Annotated in this window: 17 protein-coding genes and 1 pseudogene; 11 read left to right on the top strand and 7 right to left on the bottom strand. The window is 67.0% G+C overall.

Annotation, left to right across the window (positions count from 1 at the left end):
* Window positions 1-96 precede the first annotated feature (96 nt).
* The 3 genes and pseudogenes from ACFPOB_RS24245 to ACFPOB_RS24235 form a co-directional block, all read left to right on the top strand.
* Window positions 97-963: pseudogene (locus ACFPOB_RS24245) on the top strand (IS91 family transposase); the annotation flags it as partial.
* 438 nt (window positions 964-1,401) lie between these two features.
* Window positions 1,402-2,307: a hypothetical protein gene (locus tag ACFPOB_RS24240; RefSeq protein WP_068204188.1), complete on the top strand. Its 906-nt coding sequence runs from the start codon at window positions 1,402-1,404 to the stop codon at window positions 2,305-2,307.
* 13 nt (window positions 2,308-2,320) lie between these two features.
* Window positions 2,321-5,161, top strand: a complete 2,841-nt coding sequence (locus ACFPOB_RS24235) for a caspase family protein (protein ID WP_068204190.1) — start codon at window positions 2,321-2,323, stop codon at window positions 5,159-5,161.
* Between the two features lie 2 nt (window positions 5,162-5,163).
* On the opposite strand, the gene ACFPOB_RS24230 is transcribed toward ACFPOB_RS24235, so the two are convergent.
* Window positions 5,164-5,622: a hypothetical protein gene (locus ACFPOB_RS24230; protein ID WP_068204193.1), complete on the bottom strand. Its 459-nt coding sequence runs from the start codon at window positions 5,620-5,622 to the stop codon at window positions 5,164-5,166.
* Between the two features lie 309 nt (window positions 5,623-5,931).
* Here ACFPOB_RS24230 and ACFPOB_RS24225 point away from each other — a divergent pair, with 309 nt between their 5' ends.
* Together ACFPOB_RS24225 and ACFPOB_RS24220 are read left to right on the top strand one after the other, a co-directional pair.
* Window positions 5,932-6,288, top strand: a complete 357-nt coding sequence (locus ACFPOB_RS24225; protein WP_377800921.1) for a hypothetical protein — start codon at window positions 5,932-5,934, stop codon at window positions 6,286-6,288.
* A gap of 80 nt (window positions 6,289-6,368) precedes the next feature.
* Entirely contained in the window at window positions 6,369-6,884 is a 516-nt protein-coding gene (locus ACFPOB_RS24220) for a DUF4189 domain-containing protein (protein WP_377800920.1), read from the top strand.
* 126 nt (window positions 6,885-7,010) lie between these two features.
* On the opposite strand, the gene ACFPOB_RS24215 is transcribed toward ACFPOB_RS24220, so the two are convergent.
* A complete protein-coding gene (locus ACFPOB_RS24215; RefSeq protein WP_377800919.1) occupies window positions 7,011-7,133 on the bottom strand; it encodes a hypothetical protein in 123 nt (40 codons plus the stop codon).
* A gap of 67 nt (window positions 7,134-7,200) precedes the next feature.
* Here ACFPOB_RS24215 and ACFPOB_RS24210 point away from each other — a divergent pair, with 67 nt between their 5' ends.
* From ACFPOB_RS24210 to ACFPOB_RS24190, 5 genes are all read left to right on the top strand, one after another.
* Complete coding sequence (locus ACFPOB_RS24210) at window positions 7,201-7,371, top strand: hypothetical protein (protein ID WP_377800918.1); 171 nt, start codon at window positions 7,201-7,203, stop codon at window positions 7,369-7,371.
* Window positions 7,372-7,529: 158 nt separating this feature from the next.
* Window positions 7,530-8,585, top strand: a complete 1,056-nt coding sequence (locus tag ACFPOB_RS24205) for an ABC transporter substrate-binding protein (protein WP_377800917.1) — start codon at window positions 7,530-7,532, stop codon at window positions 8,583-8,585.
* Entirely contained in the window at window positions 8,582-9,721 is a 1,140-nt protein-coding gene (locus tag ACFPOB_RS24200; protein WP_377800916.1) for an ABC transporter ATP-binding protein, read from the top strand. The genes ACFPOB_RS24205 and ACFPOB_RS24200 overlap by 4 nt, the downstream gene beginning before the upstream one ends.
* Entirely contained in the window at window positions 9,718-10,629 is a 912-nt protein-coding gene (locus ACFPOB_RS24195) for an ABC transporter permease (protein ID WP_377800915.1), read from the top strand. The genes ACFPOB_RS24200 and ACFPOB_RS24195 overlap by 4 nt, the downstream gene beginning before the upstream one ends.
* Window positions 10,630-10,631: 2 nt before the next feature.
* Window positions 10,632-11,447, top strand: a complete 816-nt coding sequence (locus ACFPOB_RS24190) for an ABC transporter permease (RefSeq protein WP_377800914.1) — start codon at window positions 10,632-10,634, stop codon at window positions 11,445-11,447.
* Between the two features lie 171 nt (window positions 11,448-11,618).
* Here ACFPOB_RS24190 and ACFPOB_RS24185 read toward each other — a convergent pair whose 3' ends face one another.
* The 5 genes from ACFPOB_RS24185 to ACFPOB_RS24165 form a co-directional block, all read right to left on the bottom strand.
* Window positions 11,619-12,413: an amino acid ABC transporter ATP-binding protein gene (locus ACFPOB_RS24185; RefSeq protein ID WP_377800922.1), complete on the bottom strand. Its 795-nt coding sequence runs from the start codon at window positions 12,411-12,413 to the stop codon at window positions 11,619-11,621.
* 22 nt (window positions 12,414-12,435) lie between these two features.
* Window positions 12,436-13,539 (bottom strand): amino acid ABC transporter permease, encoded by a 1,104-nt coding sequence (locus ACFPOB_RS24180; protein WP_377800913.1) that lies wholly within the window; start codon window positions 13,537-13,539, stop codon window positions 12,436-12,438.
* Between the two features lie 4 nt (window positions 13,540-13,543).
* Window positions 13,544-14,659 carry an amino acid ABC transporter permease gene (locus ACFPOB_RS24175; RefSeq protein ID WP_377800912.1) on the bottom strand — a complete coding sequence of 372 codons (1,116 nt, stop codon included), beginning with the start codon at window positions 14,657-14,659 and terminating at the stop codon, window positions 13,544-13,546.
* A gap of 169 nt (window positions 14,660-14,828) precedes the next feature.
* Window positions 14,829-15,857, bottom strand: a complete 1,029-nt coding sequence (locus tag ACFPOB_RS24170; RefSeq protein ID WP_377800911.1) for a transporter substrate-binding domain-containing protein — start codon at window positions 15,855-15,857, stop codon at window positions 14,829-14,831.
* A gap of 37 nt (window positions 15,858-15,894) precedes the next feature.
* On the bottom strand, window positions 15,895-17,109 hold the full coding sequence (locus ACFPOB_RS24165) for a trans-sulfuration enzyme family protein (RefSeq protein ID WP_377800910.1): 1,215 nt from the start codon (window positions 17,107-17,109) through the stop codon (window positions 15,895-15,897).
* 79 nt (window positions 17,110-17,188) lie between these two features.
* Here ACFPOB_RS24165 and ACFPOB_RS24160 point away from each other — a divergent pair, with 79 nt between their 5' ends.
* Window positions 17,189-18,085, top strand: coding sequence for a LysR substrate-binding domain-containing protein (locus ACFPOB_RS24160; protein WP_377800909.1), 897 nt, complete (start codon window positions 17,189-17,191; stop codon window positions 18,083-18,085).
* Window positions 18,086-18,179 lie beyond the last annotated feature (94 nt).

The raw sequence follows: 18,179 nt of genomic DNA, 5'->3' as shown, positions 1-18,179 counted from the left end.
CCCTGGCCGGATAATTCTCGGAATCCCGACCGGTTAATTCTCGGAACAGTGGCCGGTTAATTATTGGATTACCCGGCCGGTCGCGTCGGAATCTGCAGCCTGTTGTTCAGGGCCGCGGCCGAGACGCTCGCCACCATCGCCATCGATCCCCGGCATCTCGGCGTCCGCATCGGCTTCACCAGCGTCCTGCACACATGGGGATCGGCGATGACCCATCATCCCCATCTCCACATCATCGCGCCCGGCGGCGGCCTCTCGCCGGACGGCGCTCGCTGGATCTCATGCCGGCCCGGCTTCTTCCTGCCCGTGCGCGTGCTCTCGCGCCTGTTCCGCAGACTCTTCCTCGAAGGCCTATCCGCCCTGCATGCGGCCGGGAGGCTCGCCTTCCATGGTGATCTCACCGATCTGGCCAGACCCGACGCCTTCGCCGCCATGCTGGCACCACTGCGCCGGGCCGACTGGGTCGTTTACGCCAAGCGCCCCTTTGGAGGCCCTGAGGCGGTGCTTGCCTATCTCGCCCGCTACACCCACCGCGTCGCCATCGCCAACAGCCGCATCATTGCCATGGATCGGCACGGGGTCACGTTCCGCTGGAAGGACTATCGCGCCCACTCGGCCGGGAAGATCTCGCGCAAGACCATGACGCTGACGGCCCCCGAGTTCATCCGCCGCTTCCTGCTCCACGTCCTGCCCGACGGCTTCCACCGCATCCGCCACTACGGCCTGCTCGCCTCCAGCCGCCGCGCCGAGACCATCGCCCGCATCAGGCAGATCATCGCAGCGGCAACGCCGGCCACGACGACGGCAGATCGTGAAGCAGAGATCTCGGCCGAACGATCTGATCCGGTCGATGAGCGGAGGCCACCTTGCCCCTGCTGCGGCGGTCGCATGATCCTCGTCGAGCGCTTCGCGCCGGGCTCGGCCCCGCGCACCATCCTCGCCGTCAGGATCGATACCTCATGACGATGAAGCCCTTGCGATACCCGGACAGACCCGCGCCGATCTCGGCCAGAGAGCGGCCGATCCCGTTCGGCCCGATCGCGGAAATGGACCTTGCTGCGATCGCGGATCCCGCCCAGACGCACCAAACTTCAGGCTTCCGGGCATCCCGGTTGGAGCATTGCGCCGCCGACCCGCGCCTCGCACTAACCCGCAGACCAGGCGGCGCCGCGAAATCCCCATAGCCCACGGCCTCGGGCCGCGGCTTCCTCCCCTGGAGGCTTTCGGACGCCGGCCCTCAGCCCGGTCCGAACCCGCTCGCACGGGCCGCCATCCGAAACCCTTCACAGGAGCCGACATTGGGAGCTTGCTGGATACCAGACATTCCGCACCGCAATTGTCTTCGCGGCTGCGGCACAGCATCATGATGAAGCTGAACCGCATCGCAGGTGGTTGGACCATATGGCGACGACTCCGGGCCTGTATCTGAAATGGCGCGCTTTTCGGGAGCTCGTCGGCATGCCGATGCCCGAGGCGGAGATTGCTTTTCGGCTGTTCGGCGAGACGAAATGGGAGAGCAGCGCGCCGAAATTTTCGAAGCTGCTTTACGGCGATTACGGCTTCTCCCTCGATACCGCCACCGAACTCGCCGAGATCGTCAACAAGCGTCTCGACGTCAGCCTGCGGGCGCGTGGGCTGCCCGGATTGACGGAGCCGCTGGCTCCATCCGAGTTCACACTCCCGCTCTACGACTTCATCCGCCGCATCCAGTCGGCAGCACGGATCGAGGACGGCGAAACGCTCGACCGCGCGCAGGACGCGCTGCTCGGCGACTTGGCGCCGGGGGGCAATCCGCAGGGACCGGTGCGGCTCGTCATCGAGAAATTCGCGTCTGATCGCAGCTTCGACGGCTTTTTGCCGTCCGGCGGCGACGGACCCGTGGTCTTCGAGGCGGGCCGGCACAAGGGCCGCATCGCGGTGCAAGGCATCGACCGCGAGCCCGCCATGGCCTTTACGCTGCTTGCGCGCGACACGCGCCCGATCGGGCACAGATGCTGGGAACTGAGCTGGGCCGAAACGATCCTGTGGTTGCCGTCCCCGTCTCGCCCACGCCTTGTCGAGGGAAAGCTGCTGCTGATGCCTGAAGCGGCGCCCGTGCAGCCCAAGCCCGGACGGTTCCTGGCGACCACGGCGCTGCTCTGGGATACCGACAGTCGCAGACTGCTCGATCCGCGAGGGGTGGATGCGGAGCCGGGCGCGCTCGACGAGGAGGAGACCGCCCGGTTCCTGACCAATCTGCGACGCCTGCAGCGGCGCAATGCGCACCTCGTGACGGTGTCGAGCGCCGAGTACATCGTGACCGTCTGACGGAGCGTCGCCGATGCGCAGCCGCTGGTTCGATCTGTCGGGCGACGCCGGCACCTCCCCGGCGAGCGCGGGCGAAGCCGATGCGATACCGGTTTCGAACACCGCAACCCCGCGGGTCGACGGACCTTCCAAGTCTGGCCCGGAGCAGCGCTTCGCCCTGTTGATCGGCAATGCCGCCTATGCCTCGGCCGCGCTCGCCAATCCGGTGCGGGATGTGCGCCTGCTGGGCTGGACGCTCGAAGGGATGGGCTTCTCCGTGCGGCGCGTCGAGAACGCCACGCTGGCGGCGATGCAGGACGCGGTGATCGCCTTCGGAGAAGAGCTCGACGCCGCAGGTGCGAACGCGATCGCGCTACTCTATTTCGCGGGACATGGCGTGCAGCACGAGGGCAGCAACTTCCTGCTGCCGATCGATGCGCGCATCCCGGCGCCGCATTATCTCGCGACCCGGTCGCTGCCGCTCGACGTCGCGGTGGCGCAGCTTGCCCGCCGACCGCGCCGCGCCACCATCGTCGCGATCGACGCCTGCCGCGACGAGGTCGTGGCAGACATGTCCGCGGATGCTGCGGGCGTCACGGCCGGGCTCGCGCGCGCCAAGCTGCCGCGCCCCTCGCAGCTCGTCTTCTCGACGGCGGCCCGGGCGCGCGCCGCCGACGGGTGGGGCGACCACAGCCCCTTCGCGCTGGCTTTGTCCGAGGAGTTGCCCGGACTGCTCGTCCCCGGCCGCCGCCTGCAGGACATGATCGACGACGTCGCCACCAAGGTCGGCCTTTGGACGAAGGACGAGCAGACGGTCGCGGTCTATCGCGAAGGCTTCATGCCGCCTTTGTCCCTGACGGAGGCGGACGAGCAGCGGCTACGCGACTGGAGCAAGCGCCCCCCGTTCCGGCTCTCGCGGCGGCAGGCCGTTGAGCGCCTCGCCGCCGGCGTCGCCGCACTTGCCATGGTTGCGGCGGCCGCGCTGTGGTGGACCGCCTATCCCGAGACGCGCACCACCTGGCTGCTGCGCGCAGGCCTGCTGGATAAGGCCGCCTATGACCTGACCTGCGCGCGGCCCTGGGACGGGCCGGCCGACCGCTATGGACTGACGCGCCGCGACTGGTGTCAATCAATCCCCCGCATGCTGGTCGAAAAGGCGGCCGCTCAAGCCGATGGCAAAGAGCAGGTCGCGACCGGTCTCCGTAATGGCGATCCAAAGGCTGTCCTGTTGGCCGCGGGCTGGGCCTCGCAGGATGCCGACGCCCTCCATGGACAAGCGCGGGAAACGAGAGAGCGAGAGGCCTATGCTCTCGCCGAAAGGGCGGCGCAGACCGATCTTCCGCTCGGTGTGATCGCGCCGATGCTGATCGCGCCCTTGCGCTACACGGCCGAAGCCGGCCCGGCGGCTATCGTCCGGTCGCTGCGGGACGCCGAGGCGAAGGGTGTCCTCGTCGCGGCCATTCTCGCGCCGGTCTCGGAGGCGACGCTCCGCAGCGGCGGCATCGGAGGCATTCCGTCCGAGGCGCTGGACGAGGTGGAGGCGGCCTTTCGCAAGGCGGCGGCAGAGGACAGCACCGGCGAGGTCGCCTATTACGCTGCGCAGAATTTCGGCGGCAACGGTCTTTCGCCGGCTCTGTTTTCGCCGGAACGGGAACGTGCCTGGCTGCAGCAAGCGGTCGCTGCCGGGTTTCGGCCCGCCATCGCGGTTATCGTGCGGCGTGCGGAAACCGATCCGGCCTATCGGCTCGAGCCCGAGGAGCGCACGCGCCTGCTCGGCCTTCTGGCGTCACGCGGCGATATCGCCGGCCGCTACTGGCAGGCTCGCCAGCGCATCGGGCGCGAGCACGGCATCGGGCCGGACACGCTTGCGCTCGCGGACGAGGCGGCAAGGGCCGGATTCGAGCCTGCGACACTCGATCTCGCGGATTATTATCTGGGCGATGGGCGAAACCCGCAGCGGGCGCTCGAAATGCTGCGTGCGGCGGCGAAAGCTGGCCAGCCTGAGCCGATCCTGAGGCTGGGCCTCCTCCTCGCGGATGGCCGAACCGGCGCCGACGGACGCGAGATCGTCAGCCCCCAGCAGAAGGAGGCGATGGCGCTCCTCCAGAGGCCTGAGGTCGCGCAGAACCTTCAAGCCGGCTTCACGCTCGCCCGGCTCTATCTCTATGGCGATCCCGCCCTGCGCGATCCGGCCAAGGCCGAGGCTCTGCTACGCGATGTCGCCCGAGCGACGCCGGAACCGTGGATCGGGCTCGATGCGCGCGGTGAACTCGACCGGATCGCGACTGAGCGGACGTTGGAGCGGGTGCTCGATCCTTCGCTCGCCATCACGGCCGGGCGTCCGGATGCCCCCGTGTCTCTGACGCTCGCGATATCTCCGTCCTGCGCCAGCTGCGGTCTGGAGAAGCTGATGCAGGTCGTCGAACCCTTCCTGGCGAGCGGCGACGCACATCTCTCGGTCGTGCCGCTCAGGGCTCCCGGCGACGCGAGCGTCGAGGCCTCGCTTCTTGCGGTCTGCGCCGCCCCCGAGACGCGTTTCGCTCGGTTTCGGAAGCTCGTAGCCGCCGCCGTCCGGTGGGGGAGCGTCCCCGAAGAAGCGGAGCGAAGACGGGCCTTCGCCGAAGTCCTCAGCGAGGGGGACATCCCATCCGTCGACATCGACTCATGCCTTCGGAACGGTGCGGTCCGGGCGGCGCTGCAACGTCAGCACGATGACATCATGCTGGCGACGGGGCTGAAGGCTCAGCCCGTCCTCTTCATCGGCGGTGAAAGACGCGACGAGGCCGATGCGCTGTCCGCGGACGAACTGCGCCGGCTCATCCTCGCCCAGTTGCCGCCGGCGAGGCGCGCCGGACAAGGCGGCCAGACGCCTTAGATCTAAGGTGCCGGTCGCGATGCTCTGCCGGCCGGCCACCGCCCATCGTAGATCCGCTCCACAAAGAGCCTCCACATCACGAAGAAACATAGGAAGCCGGTGAAGAGCATGAGACAGCCGAAGACGATGCCCGGCCAGGCCATCACCAAGCTTGCGACGGTCGCTGCGAGCTCATGAGCGAGCCAGGACGCGGCGAAGCCGGCATCCTGCACGATGTCCCAGTGGTTCTGTGGCGGCCGCGGCTCCGGAAAATCCCGCACGAGCCACGCGACGGAGGGATGATAGCGGGCGCCGGGCTTCTGCCACGGCTCCGGGAAGAGGAAGTCGGTCGCCGCCCTGGCGATCCAGAGGCCCGCCGCCATCGAGATCGCGCCGCAGACGATGAACAGCAGGTTCCCGGTCCAGCCGATTTCCTTCTGCGCGGCGGGGGGCTCGGCCCCGGGGTTCTGCTGAAGATCCATGACGTTCTCCTTCGCGCTGATGATGTCCTGTACCGGGTGGGCCGGTGGCGACCTCTGATCTGTTTTCCGAACATACAGCTTTGATCGCTCGGCGACGATTGCGCCTGCTTGCGCAGGGTTGCGGTTCGCCGTGAGACAGGATTCGCGAGGAAGGGGGTGGCCGCATCCTCTTTGACGCCGCCATGCTCTTTGCCTGCGCCCGCTGAGGCGGCTCGCCAACGGCAAGGCCCGGCAACCGGAAGCAATCGACAGATGCCGGACTGAAGGCGACAGTGAAGGCGAACGTCTTCGATCGACCCGGGGGGACCAATGTCGATCACCACACCAGGACATTTTTCGCTCGGCCGGTCGTTGGCGCGAGCCGGACTGGCGTTGTGCCTCCTCTGCGCGACGGCGCCAGCCAAGAGCGCGGTGCCGCGCCTGAACGGCGCGGGCGGCCTGTCCTGCCGCGTGCTGGACTCCCCCGCCAAGGCGCGTCTGCCGCAGGGGCGCGCCGCCCTGCAATGGAGCTTCGGCTACCTCACCGGCCGCGTCCAGTCGGGCACCGGGGAGCCTCACCGGCGCTTCGCGGGCCCGGACGGGATCGCCGCTGGGATCATCGCCTATTGCCGGGCGCATCCGGAACGACAGGTCGCGGACGCCGCGGCGGATTTCTTCGGGCCTTGACGGCCTCTTTCCCCGTTCGACGCGAAATCTCCGCGCCGGCCGATCGCTTGGTTTTTCAAGTTTTCACAGGGGGTATCGCGATGTCATTGATCACCCGCTTTCGTCTTGCGAGCGCGGCCGTCGCTGCGGCGCTGCTGCTGGCCTTCCCGGCCGCGGCCCAGAACAATCAGTGCTCGATGATGTGCAACGGCATGTACAATGATTGCTACAAGGCCTGTGCCGGATCGAATGACGGCCTCTCGCCCTTTGGAGCGGCGCCCGGCAGCGGTCCCGGCCGGTCCGGTGGCGGCTATGGCGCCATCGCGATCTCCGACAGCGACAAGGGCTCCCTGCGATGGGGAACATCCTATGATTACGAATCTCGCGGCCGCGCGGAGGCCGCGGCGATGCGATCCTGCATGGCCGGAGGGCTTCCGGGCTGCCGGGTGCGGCTCTGGTTCTCCAACGCCTGCGCCGCCCTCGTGACCACGGGCAACGGCCGTTGGTGGACATATTGGCGCGGTTCGCTCGCGGCCGCACGCCGTGCAGCATTGACGGAGTGCGAGCAGGACGGTGAGAGCCGCTGCAAGGTGAGTGAGGCGTTCTGCTCGTCCTAAAAGCACGTCCTCAGGTCAGGCCGGCACAAGCGTCCATGACGACCGGGCACGAACGTGTTCGATGGCAGCGGGAACGGCGCTGGGCGGGGAAATGGAGGTCCGTCCGAGGGAGGCCGCCGGACCGCCTCACTGAATCCCGATATCCTTCGCGACCTGCTCGACGAGCGCGCGCTGGCCCGGTGGCAACGCGTCCTTGAGCCCGGCATAGCGCTTGCTCAGCTCGGCAAAGAGCGCATCGTCCGGCTTCATGCCCGTGAGCGCGAGCGCAGTCCAAAGAGCGGCGTTCGGCAGATCCTTCTGCGGCTCTGGGGTGGGGATGGCGAGCTATCTCGGCATGCGGCTCGGCCAGCAGGTGCTCGGCCTCGCCAAAGGCGCGACCGCCTTCGACCAGCTGCCGTTCCAGACCCGGCCCTTCTACACCGGCAATCCCTGGTTCCTCGCCCCGTCGGTTCTCTACTACCGCTGGCGCGATCGCCTGGCGCGCTGAACCTTCCGATTGGTCACCCCGAATTCTCAGAGTGGACCTTATCGCCAGACCAATTCCGTCAAACTCTGCAGGCGGGGAGAACTGCGAAGGCCGGCCGACAAGGCCGCCCGCGCCGACGCCACCGATGGAAAAGCACCGTCCAGATCAGGAGAACTGACATGCCGCGCCAGCCGATCGTGAAGTCAACAACGGCCCTTGCCCTCGTCATGGGGTTGCTGAGTGCCGCGCCTGCCCTGGCGCAGGAACTGACCGTCGTCTCCTTCGGCGGATCCTATCAGGACGGGCAGAGCAAGGCGCTCTTCCAGCCCGCCGCCAAGGCGCTCGGCATCAAGATCAAGGAAGAAACCTATAGCAGCATCGCCGACCTGCGCCTGAAGGTGAAGGCCGGCGCCGTGACCTGGGACGTCGTCGCCAGCGGCTCCGGCAGCGCGGCGCGGGCGGGCGCCGAAGGCATTCTCGAGAAGCTCGATTACAAGGTCATCGACACCTCCAGCTTCCTGCCCGGTACGGCTCAGGACTATTGCGTCGGCGGCGACGTCTTCTCGACCGTCCTCGCCTGGAACACCAAGACCTATGGCGACAAGGGCCCGCAGAGCTGGGCGGACTTCTGGGACGTCAAGAAATTTCCGGGCAAGCGCTCCTATCGCAAGGGCGTCGCGGGCGCGCTGGAGCCGGCGCTGATGGCCGACGGTGTTCCGGCCGACAAGGTTTACGAGGTGCTCTCGCAACCCGGCGGCATCGAGCGCGCGATCAAGAAGATCCGTGAGCTGAAGCCGCATATCGCGGTCTGGTGGAGCTCCGGCGCGCAGCACGCCCAGCTGATGAAGGACGGCGAGGTCGACATGATCACCGGCTGGAACGGCCGCTTCGACGTCGCCGCCAAGGACGGCGCCAAGGTCGCCTACACCTTCAACCAGGGCCTCGCCGACTATGACTGCTTCGCGATCCCGAAGGGCGCGCCGAACAGGGATCTGGCGATGAAGTTCCTCGCCGAGATCAGCAAGCCGCAATATCAGGCCGAGTTCACCAAATACATCACCTACGGGCCGACCAACAAGAAGGCCTATGAGGGCGGCGCGATCGACGCGGCCTATGCCAAGACCTTGCCGTCGCATCCCGACAATGCCGCCAAGCAGCTGCCGATCGATCTCGACTGGTACATCAAGTTCGAAGCCCAGGCCTCGGCCGCTTACCAGAACATGCTGACCGAATGAGGCCGACCGGCGACCAGGAGCGGCCGCCGCTTGCGGCCGTTGCGGCGGGGGGAGCCGCGACGGCGCTGCCGATCACGGTCCGCCGCCTGAGCAAGGCTTACGGCGCAGTCTCGGTGCTCGACGAGATCGACCTCGATGTCCGGCCGGGCGAGTTCCTGACCCTGCTCGGGCCTTCGGGCTCGGGAAAGACGACGCTGCTGATGGCGATTGCCGGCTTCCTGCGGCCGGACCAGGGCAGCATCCGCTTCGGCGAGCGCGAAGTCGTCAGGCTCGCGCCGCACAAGCGCGAAATCGGCATGGTGTTCCAGAACTATGCGCTGTTCCCGCATATGGACGTCGCCCGCAATGTCGGCTTCCCGCTGCGGCTGCGCCGGGTCGCCGCCGCCGAGATCGCGCGCCGGGTCGAGGCGGCGCTCGAGACGGTCCAGCTCGGCGGCTTCGGCAGCCGGCGGATCGACCAGCTCTCCGGCGGCCAGCGCCAGCGCGTCGCACTGGCCCGGGCGATCGTGTTCGAGCCGCGCATCATCCTGATGGACGAGCCGCTTTCAGCGCTCGACAAGCAGTTGCGCGAGCGCATGCAGATCGAGCTGCGCCAACTCCATGAGCGTCTCGGCACCACCACCGTCTACGTCACGCACGACCAGCGCGAGGCGCTGACCATGTCGGACCGGATCGCGGTCTTGAACCGCGGGCGGATCGCGCGCATCGACACGCCCCGCGCGATTTACGACGAGCCGGGCAGTCGCTTCGTCGCCGAGTTCATTGGCGAATCCTCCTTCATCCGGGCCGAGGTCGCCGACGGCGTCTGCCGTGCGGCCGGCTCGGTTATCCGCGCGCGCCTGCTGCCGGTCGCGCGGGGGCAGTGCACCATGGTGCTGCGGCCGGAGCGGCTGCATCTGCTTGCTGCCGGTGAAGGCGAGGGCATGAATTGCTTCGATGCCCGGGTGACGGGCGCGATCTATCAGGGCGATACGCTGCTGGTGCAGGCCGCGCTCGGCGATGGCAGTCCCGTCGCGCTCAGGCTCGCGACGCGGGGAGGGGCAGCTGCGGCGCCGCCGATCGGCGCCGCCGCGCGGATCGGCGTCGCGGTCGAGGATACCGTGCTGCTGGCCGACGACGACGGAGAGGCACGGTGAGCGCCGACAGCGTGGCCGCCGCCGGTCCGGCCGGGGATTTCCACAAGGCGGCGCTGCGCCGCGACCAGTGGCGCGAGCGCCTCGGCCTCGCCGGCCTCGCGGCACCGGCGCTGCTGCTGGTCATCGTCGCCATGCTGATCCCGATGGCCTGGCTGTTCGGCCTGTCCTTCCGCGACGATGCCGGCGCGCTCAGTCTCGAGCACTACCGGCGCATGCTGGCCGAGCCATCCTATGGCCGAACCTTCCGGACGACCTTCGAGATCAGCCTGGCGACGACCGTCATCTGCATCCTGATCGGCTATCCGCTCGCGTATTTCCTGTCGCAGCTGCCGCGGCGGGCTGCCAATCTCTGCATGATCGCGGTGCTGCTGCCGTTCTGGACCTCGCTCCTGGTGCGCACCTATGCCTGGCTCGTGCTTCTGCAGCGCAGTGGGCTGGTCAACACCTGGGGTATCAAACTCGGGCTCTGGAACGAGCCGCTGCAGCTCGTCCACAATGCCGGCGGGACGCTGATCGGCATGGTCCACATCATGCTGCCCTTTCTGGTGCTGCCGCTCTACGGCACGATGCGCGCCATCGACGGCAATCTGCTGCGGGCCGCCTCGAGCCTCGGCTCGACGCCGGTGCACGGCTTCTGGACGGTGTTCTTCCCGTTGTCGCTGCCCGGGCTCGCCGCCGGCGCCGCGCTCGTCTTCGTGCTCTGCCTCGGCTTCTACGTGACGCCGGCCATGCTCGGTGGCGGCAAGGTCACGATGGTCTCGAACCGCATCGCCAACGACATCGAGCTGTTCTTCAACTGGGGCGCCGCGAGCGCGCTCGGCGTGGTGCTGCTGGCGATCACGCTCGTCGTACTCGTAGCGGCTGCGAAACTGTCGCGCGGCGCCGGGCTCTTCGGATCAGGGCACTGACGATGAGCTGGCTCGACCGTCCCGCAAGCGACACGCAGATCACCCATCGCGCGCGGCTCTGGCTCTATGCGCTCGGCGTCCTGGCGCTGGCCTTCCTCGCCGTACCGACGCTGATCGTCATCCCGATGTCCTTCTCCCATTCGCAATATCTCGAGTTCCCGCCGCGGCAATGGTCGCTGCGCTGGTACGAGGCCTATTTCTCCTCCTCGGGCTGGATGGCGGCGACGGCGACCTCGTTCAAGGCGGGCTTCCTGACGGCGCTGCTGGCGACGCCGCTCGGCGTGCTTGCCGCCTACGGCCTGCACGTCTCGCGAATCCGCTTCTCCGGACTTGCCATACTCGCCCTGCTGACGCCGACCATCGTTCCGGTCATCCTCGCGGGTATCGCGCTGTTCTACGCCTTCGTGCAGCTCAAGATGGTGAATTCGCTCCTCGGAATCGTGCTGGCGCACACCATGCTGGCGGTTCCGATCGTCATGATGATCGTCGGTTCGGCCCTGAAGAGCTTTGACCTCGACCAGGAACGCGTCGCCCGCAGCCTCGGCGCGACGCGCACCCAGGCCTTCCTGCAGGTGACGGTGCCGCAGATCCGCTTCGCCATCGTCACCTCGACGGTACTGTCTTTCCTGACCTCCTTCGACGAGGTGGTGATCGCGCTGTTCATCTCCGGCGGCGACAACTCGACGCTGACGCGCATGATGTTCATGGCCTTGCGCGACCAGATCGATCCGACCATCGCCGCGATCTCGACGATCATGATCGTGATCACCTCGCTGCTGCTGGCGATCTCGCAACTCTTCGGCGCGCGGGACAGTTAGCTGTGAGCGGACGATGGAGCGTCCTTGCATTCGAGAGCAGGCAAGCTCGTCTTGCGCAGCGTTCGGCTCCTTCGGGGCAGGAGCGGATGAACGTCTATTGGAAGGCCCATCCGAAACCATCGCGATCGAAGCCAAGAGCCTGCTCGCTGCAAGGCGGGGAATACCCTTCCCTCAGTGCAGGATCTGGCTGAGGAAGAGCTTGGTGCGCTCGTGCTGCGGGTTCTTGAAGAACTCGTTGGGCTCGTTCATCTCGACGATCTGGCCGGCATCCATGAAGATCACCCGGTCGGCGACCTGGCGCGCGAAACCCATCTCGTGGGTGACGCAGAGCATGGTCATGCCCTCGTCGGCGAGGCTGACCATGGTGTCGAGCACCTCCTTGACCATCTCGGGATCGAGCGCCGAGGTCGGCTCGTCGAACAGCATGATCTTCGGGCTCATGCAGAGCGAGCGGGCGATGGCGACGCGCTGCTGCTGGCCGCCCGAGAGCTGGCCCGGATACTTGGCCGCCTGCTCCGGGATCTTGACGCGGGTGAGATAGTGCATCGCGATCTCCTCGGCGTCCTTCTTCGGCATCTTGCGCACCCAGATCGGCGCCAGCGTCAGGTTCTCCAGGATCGTCAGATGCGGGAACAGGTTGAAGTGCTGGAAGACCATGCCGACATCGCGGCGGATCTCGTCGATCTTCTTGAGGTCGTTGGTGAGCTCCGTGCCGTCGACGATGATCTGGCCCTTCTGATGCTCCTCCAGCCGGTTGATGCAGCGGATCATCGTCGACTTGCCCGAGCCCGACGGGCCGCAGATCACCAGTTTCTCGCCGCGCCCGACCTTCAGGTTGATGTCGCGCAGCACATGGAACTCGCCATACCACTTGTTGACGCCGATCATCTCGACGGCGATCTCGGTATTGAGCGAGGTCGGCTTCAGGGCGGCGGGGCGCGCGGCGCCGGTCGTGGTTTCTGCCATGGCCATGGTCATGATCTCGTTCCTAGCGGGAGGCCGGGCCGCGACGCTCGAGGAAATCGGCGAAGCGGGCGAATGAGAAGGACAGGGCGAAGAAGATCGCACCGATGAAGAGGAAGGTCTCGGCCGCCGGCGACGGCCAGGCCGGGTCGGCGAGGGCCGCCTTGCCCGAGCTGATCAGATCGAAGAGCCCGACCACGAGCACGAGGCTGGTGTTCTTGATCATCACGATGATGGTGTTCGCCAGGGCCGGGATCACCACCCTGATCGCCTGCGGCAGGATGACCAGATACTGGGTGCGCCAGAACGGCAGGCCGAGCGCAGCGGCCGCCTCGTACTGGCCTTTCGGGATGGCCTGCAGGCCGCCGCGGATGACCTCTGCGAGATAGGCCGCCGCAAAGATCGTCAGGGCGACGAGCGCCCTTACGAACTTGTCGGGTAGAAGTGCGTCGGGCAGGAACAGCGGCAGCATGATCGAGGCGACGAAGAGGATCGAGAGCAGCGGCAGTCCGCGCACGGCCTCGATGCTGACCACCGCCCCGATCCTGACGGCCGGCATGGTCGAGCGGCGCGCCAGCGCCAGCAGGATGCCGACCGGGAAGGCGATGCCGATCGCGACGACGGTCAGGATCAGCGTGACAGGCAGGCCGCCCCAGGACGCGGTCGGGACTTCGGCGAGCCCGAAGCCGCCGCCCATCAGCCATACGATCAGCGTGAGCGCCACGACCCAGAGCCCGAGCAGCCGCGGTGTCCAGCTCGCCGGCCTGACCGACCAGCCGAGCAGTGCCAGGATCAGGAGGCTGACCAGAGCGGGCCGCCAACGTTCGTCGATCGGATAGATGCCGAACAGCAGCTGGCCCGATTTGACGTAGATGAAGCTCCAGCAGGCGCCCGACGTCGCCCGGCAAGCGGCAGGGTCCGGGTTGAACAACACCGCATCGAGCACGAGCCAGCTCAACATGGGCGGCACGGTGACGACGAGCAGGGTGTCGAAGACCAGCGTCAAAGCGGCGTTCAGCGGCGAGCCGAAGAGCAGCCCGGCGCTCCGGCGCAAGGTGGCGCGTGTCGGCGCGAGCCAGGCTCTCGTCGGTGCGGGCGCCTCGGGCAGAGGGAGCGAAATCGTCTTCATGGGCTTAGCGTTCCACGATCGCGATGCGGCGGTTGTACCAGTTGGCCGCGCTCGACAGGGTCAGGTTGAGGGCGAGATAGACCCCCAGGATGATGAAGACGCCCTCGATCGAATGGCTGGACTTGCTGATGATGGTGTTCATCACCGCAAAGAAATCCGGATAGCCGACGGCGATCGCAAGCGTCGAATTCTTGACGACGTTGATGTACTGGCTGTTGAGCGGAGGCACGACCACGCGCAGCATCTGCGGTACCACGATCAGGCGCAGGATCTTGGCTCGCGACAGGCCGAGCGAGCGGCCGGCATCCCACTGCCCGCTGCCGACCGACAGGATGCCGCCCCGCACGATCTCGGCGATGAAGCCGGTCGTGTAGATCGTCAGGCCGATCAGGATCGTGCTTAGCTCGGGCGTCAGCTCCAGCCCGCCACGGAAATTCGAGCCGGTGAAGACCGGCCATTCGACCGAGACCGCGATTTCGGCAAGCCAGAGGCCGAGCAGCAGCGCTGCGGCGGCGCCCCAGGCGATTCCGGAACGGAACCGTCGCAGCGGACCTGCAAGCCAGGCGGCGAGTCCCAGCAGCAGAGCGGCGCCGACCAGGACGAGCCCCGTGGCATCCAGTTCGAGGCTGGCGGCCGGGACGACGAAGCCGCGCATCGAGGCGAAGACGCCGGGCAGCGGATTGAGCGCCTCCCCGACCGGCGGAAGCACCTTCCACCACAGCGAGTAGAGGAAGATCAGAAGGACGATCGGCGGCGAATTGCGGGCGATCTCGACCCAGACGCGGCAGGTGCCGGCAGCGAGCGGATTGCTGCTCAGCCGGGTGACGCCGACGATCAGGCCGAGGACCGAAGAGAAGAGGATGACGAGCGCCGAGATGAAGATCGTGTTCGCGAGGCCGACCACGATCGCCCAGTAATAGGGGTCGCGCGACTTGTAGGAGAGGATCGCCTCGGAGATGACGATCCTCGACGGCATCGTCAGGAAATCGAAGCCGATCGGAATGCCGCGAGCCTGCAGGTTCGCGAAGGTCGTGGTGATGAGAAGCGTCGCAAACCCGACAACCGCCGCCACCAGCGCGCTTTGAATGAAGATCGATCTGGTTCTGGCGTCGCTGAGCATGCCATCCTCCCGGTTCCACGACGGTCATTGAAGCGGGGCGTGCGCGTCGCGGTCCCGGCCTCGGATCGAGCCGGATCCGATCAGGTCGTCGCAACCTGATCGGTGAAGCCGCCTCCGGACGATTGATAGAAAGCGCTCGGCCCGCAGGGCAGGCCGAGCGGCGCATCTGCTAGTCCCAGGGGAACGGGTAGTTGAGACCGCCATTCTTCCAGAGCGCGTTCATGCCGCGCTCGACCTTGAGGGGGCTGGCCTTGCCGAGATTGGCGTCCCAGATCTCGGCGTAATTCCCCATCTGCTTGATGACGTTGTAGACCCACTTGTCGTCGAGCCCGAACGGCTTGCCGAAGCCGGGTTCCTGGCCGAGGACGCGCTTGATCTCGGAATTGCCGGCCTTCAGCTTCTCGTCGACATTCTTCGCGGTGATGCCGTGAAGCTCGGCCCAGAGCAGCGCATTGACGGTCCAACGGACGACGTCGAACAGCTGGTCGTCGCCCCGTGCGACGGCGACGCCGTTTGGTTCCGCCGCATGGCCGACCCGGAGGATGTCGTAATCGTCAGGGTTCTTCGCGACCGACGCACGTTGTCCCGCCGCGGCGGTTCCATCGGTGACATAGGAATCGCAGCGGCCGCCGAAGAAGGCATCGCGGGCTTGGATCGTCGAGTCGAAGTAGACCTTCTTCATCGAGATGTTGTGCTCTTCCTCGGTCTCCTCGATCGCCTTCTCGGTCAGGCTGCCGCCGCTCTGCAGGCAGACGGTCTTGCCGTCGAGCTGCTTCGGGCTCGTGATCCTGTCGGCCTTGCGGACGAGCACGCCGTCGGTGTCGTAGAGCGTGATCCAGACGAAGCGAACCACCGCATCGCGCGAATAGGTGATGGTCGAGGTGCGGGAGAGGACGTCGATCTCGCCGGTCTGCAAGGCCGGGAAACGCTGGCCGGCATTGAGCGGGACGAAGCGGATCTTGTCCTTGTCGCCGAGGATGGCCGCGGCGAAGGTCCGGCAGATGTCGGAATCGAAGCCGCGATAATAGCCCTTCTCGTCCGGCCGCGAGAGCCCGGGCACGCCCTGGCTGGCGCCGCAGCTGAGATAGCCGCGCTGCTTGATCTTGTTCACGACGCTTTGCGCGGCAGCATCGCCGATCCCTGCCGTCAGGCCGACGGCGGCAAAGACCGCCCCGGCAAGTGCCATCAACCGTGTCATGGTTCCCTCCGTTCCCTTGTTGTTGGGTTGATTGTCGTCACTCCGCGGCCCGGCCACTGGTGTGGCCGGGCTGTGACCGCGTTGCCTCCGCGAAGGACGCGAAGGCTGTCTCCAGATCGGCAAGGAGGTCCTCGAGGGCCTCGAGCCCGATCGAGAGCCGCCAGACCGGACCGGACGGCAGCCAGTCCAGGCTCGTCCGGCCTTTGCGAGGATCGCTGACCGCGATCAGCGAATGCACGCCGCCCCAGCTCGCCCCCAGCCGGAACAGGCGCATGCGGTGCAGCGCCTCCGCTTGCAGCGGCGCCAGCTCCGGCCGAAGCACGAGCGAGAACACGGCGGCCGAGCCGGCAAAGTCGCGCTTCCAAACCGGGTGGCCGGGGTGGTCCGGTTGGCTCGGATGCAGGATGCGCGAGACCTCGTCCCGGCCGGCGAGCCAGGACATCACCGCCTGCGCCGTCACGGCGGCATGGCGCATGCGCACCGGCATGGTCATCAGGCCGCGCTCGCAGAGCACGCAATCCTCGGGCGAGACGCCGTAGCCGAGGAAACGCGCGGTATCCTTCAGCCGCCGGAACAGGGCTTCGTCGCGGACCGCGAGCGAACCGAGCAGCAGGTCGCCATGGCCGCCGGCATGTTTCGAGAGCGCCTGCATGCTGATGTCGACGCCATGCGCCAGCGGCTTGAACAGCAGGTGCGATGCCCAGGTGTTATCGGCGGCAACGAGCGCGCCGGCCCTGTGCGCCGCCGCGACGATCGCGGGGACATCCTGGACCTCGAAGGTCGCCGAACCCGGCGATTCCACCCAGACCAGTCGCGTCCTCGTGTCGAGCAGCGGTGCGATTTCGGCATCGAGCCGGGGATCATAGGAGGTCGTCTCGATCCCCAGCGGCCCGAGAAAGCGCAGGACCATGTCCCGCGCCGGACCATAGAGGGTCTCCGGCACGAGGACCCGGTCGCCGCCCTGGCACACCGCCATCGTGGCCAAGGTCAGCGCCGCCATGCCCGACGGCACGACAAGGGCGCGCACGCCGCCTTCCAACTGCGCGATGTGGTCCTCGAGCTGGCGGCTGGTAGGCGTGCCGTACAGCCCGTAGCTGAAGCCGTCATAGACGCGTTCGGCCCGTCGCTCGAAGGCTTCGAGGTCGCGGAACACGATGGTCGAGGCGCGCTCGACGGGCATCGCGACCGTCTGGAAGGGCTCCTGCGAGCGCAGTGGTGGGTGAATATGGGAGGTGTCGTCGGCTCGGGTCATACCATTTTCGTAACCAGTCAACCCATTGCCATCTATGGCCATGACGATAGAGTCCATTCGATTTTGATATGGACTGCCGATGAACCTGCGCGATATCGACGTCTTCAACGCGATCATGCTCAGCGGAGGGGCCGGGGCCGCGGCCGCTCTGCTCGACACCTCGCAGCCGGCGATCAGCCGTTCCCTGGCAAAGCTCGAAGCCGAGCTCGGCTTCAGCCTGTTCGACCGGATTCGCGGCCGGCTGGTACCGACGCGTGAAGGTCAGCTCTTCCACGCCGAGGTGAAGGCCAATCTGGTCGGCCTCGACCGCCTCAAGCTGAGAGCGGCACAGATCAAGGAGGTCGGTGCCGGAAGCATCCGCGTCGCCAGCCTCTCGGCGCTCGGCCACGGGCTGGTCCCGCGCGCCATCGCCGCGTTCTCGCGCAAGCATCCGCAGGTGCGGATCAGCTATCAGGTCCGCACCTCCAACGTCGTGCGCGACCTCGTCGCGTCGGGCAGCTTCGATATCGGGCTTGCCGCCGACGAGGTGGACACGAGCGGTGTCCTGCACAGCGTCTTCACGACGCCCCGCGCGGTCTGCGTCATGCCCGAGAACCACCCGCTTGCCGGCCGCGCCGTCATCACTCCCGCGGATATCGGCGAAGAAGGGTTTCTCGCCCTGTCGCCGGAGGACACGGTTCGCCTCGCGATGGATCGCATCTTCGCTGAGGAGGGCATTCATCCGCGCATCCTGGTCGAAACTCCCTATGGCGTGACGATTGCCATCCTCGCGGCCCAGGGGCTCGGGATCGGCCTCGTCAACCCTTTCGTCATCGCCGACAAGATGATCAGCGGCATCGCCGTGCGCCCCTTCGAGCCGGCGATCCATTTTCGCTCGCTGATCCTGCGGCCGCCGGACGGGATCAATTCCCAGCTCGTCTCGGACTTCACCGCAGAGCTCTACGCGGCCAGGAACCAGCTGCTGGGGGATCGCTAGCAGGCTGTTGAAAAACCCGCTCGCCGCAGGGCATTCGGCGTGATTCATTGTCTTCGAAGGGGTTCGGAGATCGGTGCATGCGCGGTGACGACAA

The sequence above is a fragment of the Allobosea eneae genome, from assembly GCF_042657265.1.
In the GTDB taxonomy this organism is placed as follows: Bacteria; Pseudomonadota; Alphaproteobacteria; order Rhizobiales; family Beijerinckiaceae; genus Allobosea; species Allobosea eneae.
The sequence above is the reverse complement of the archived record's forward strand: the minus strand, read 5'-3'. Positions and strand labels throughout refer to the sequence as shown.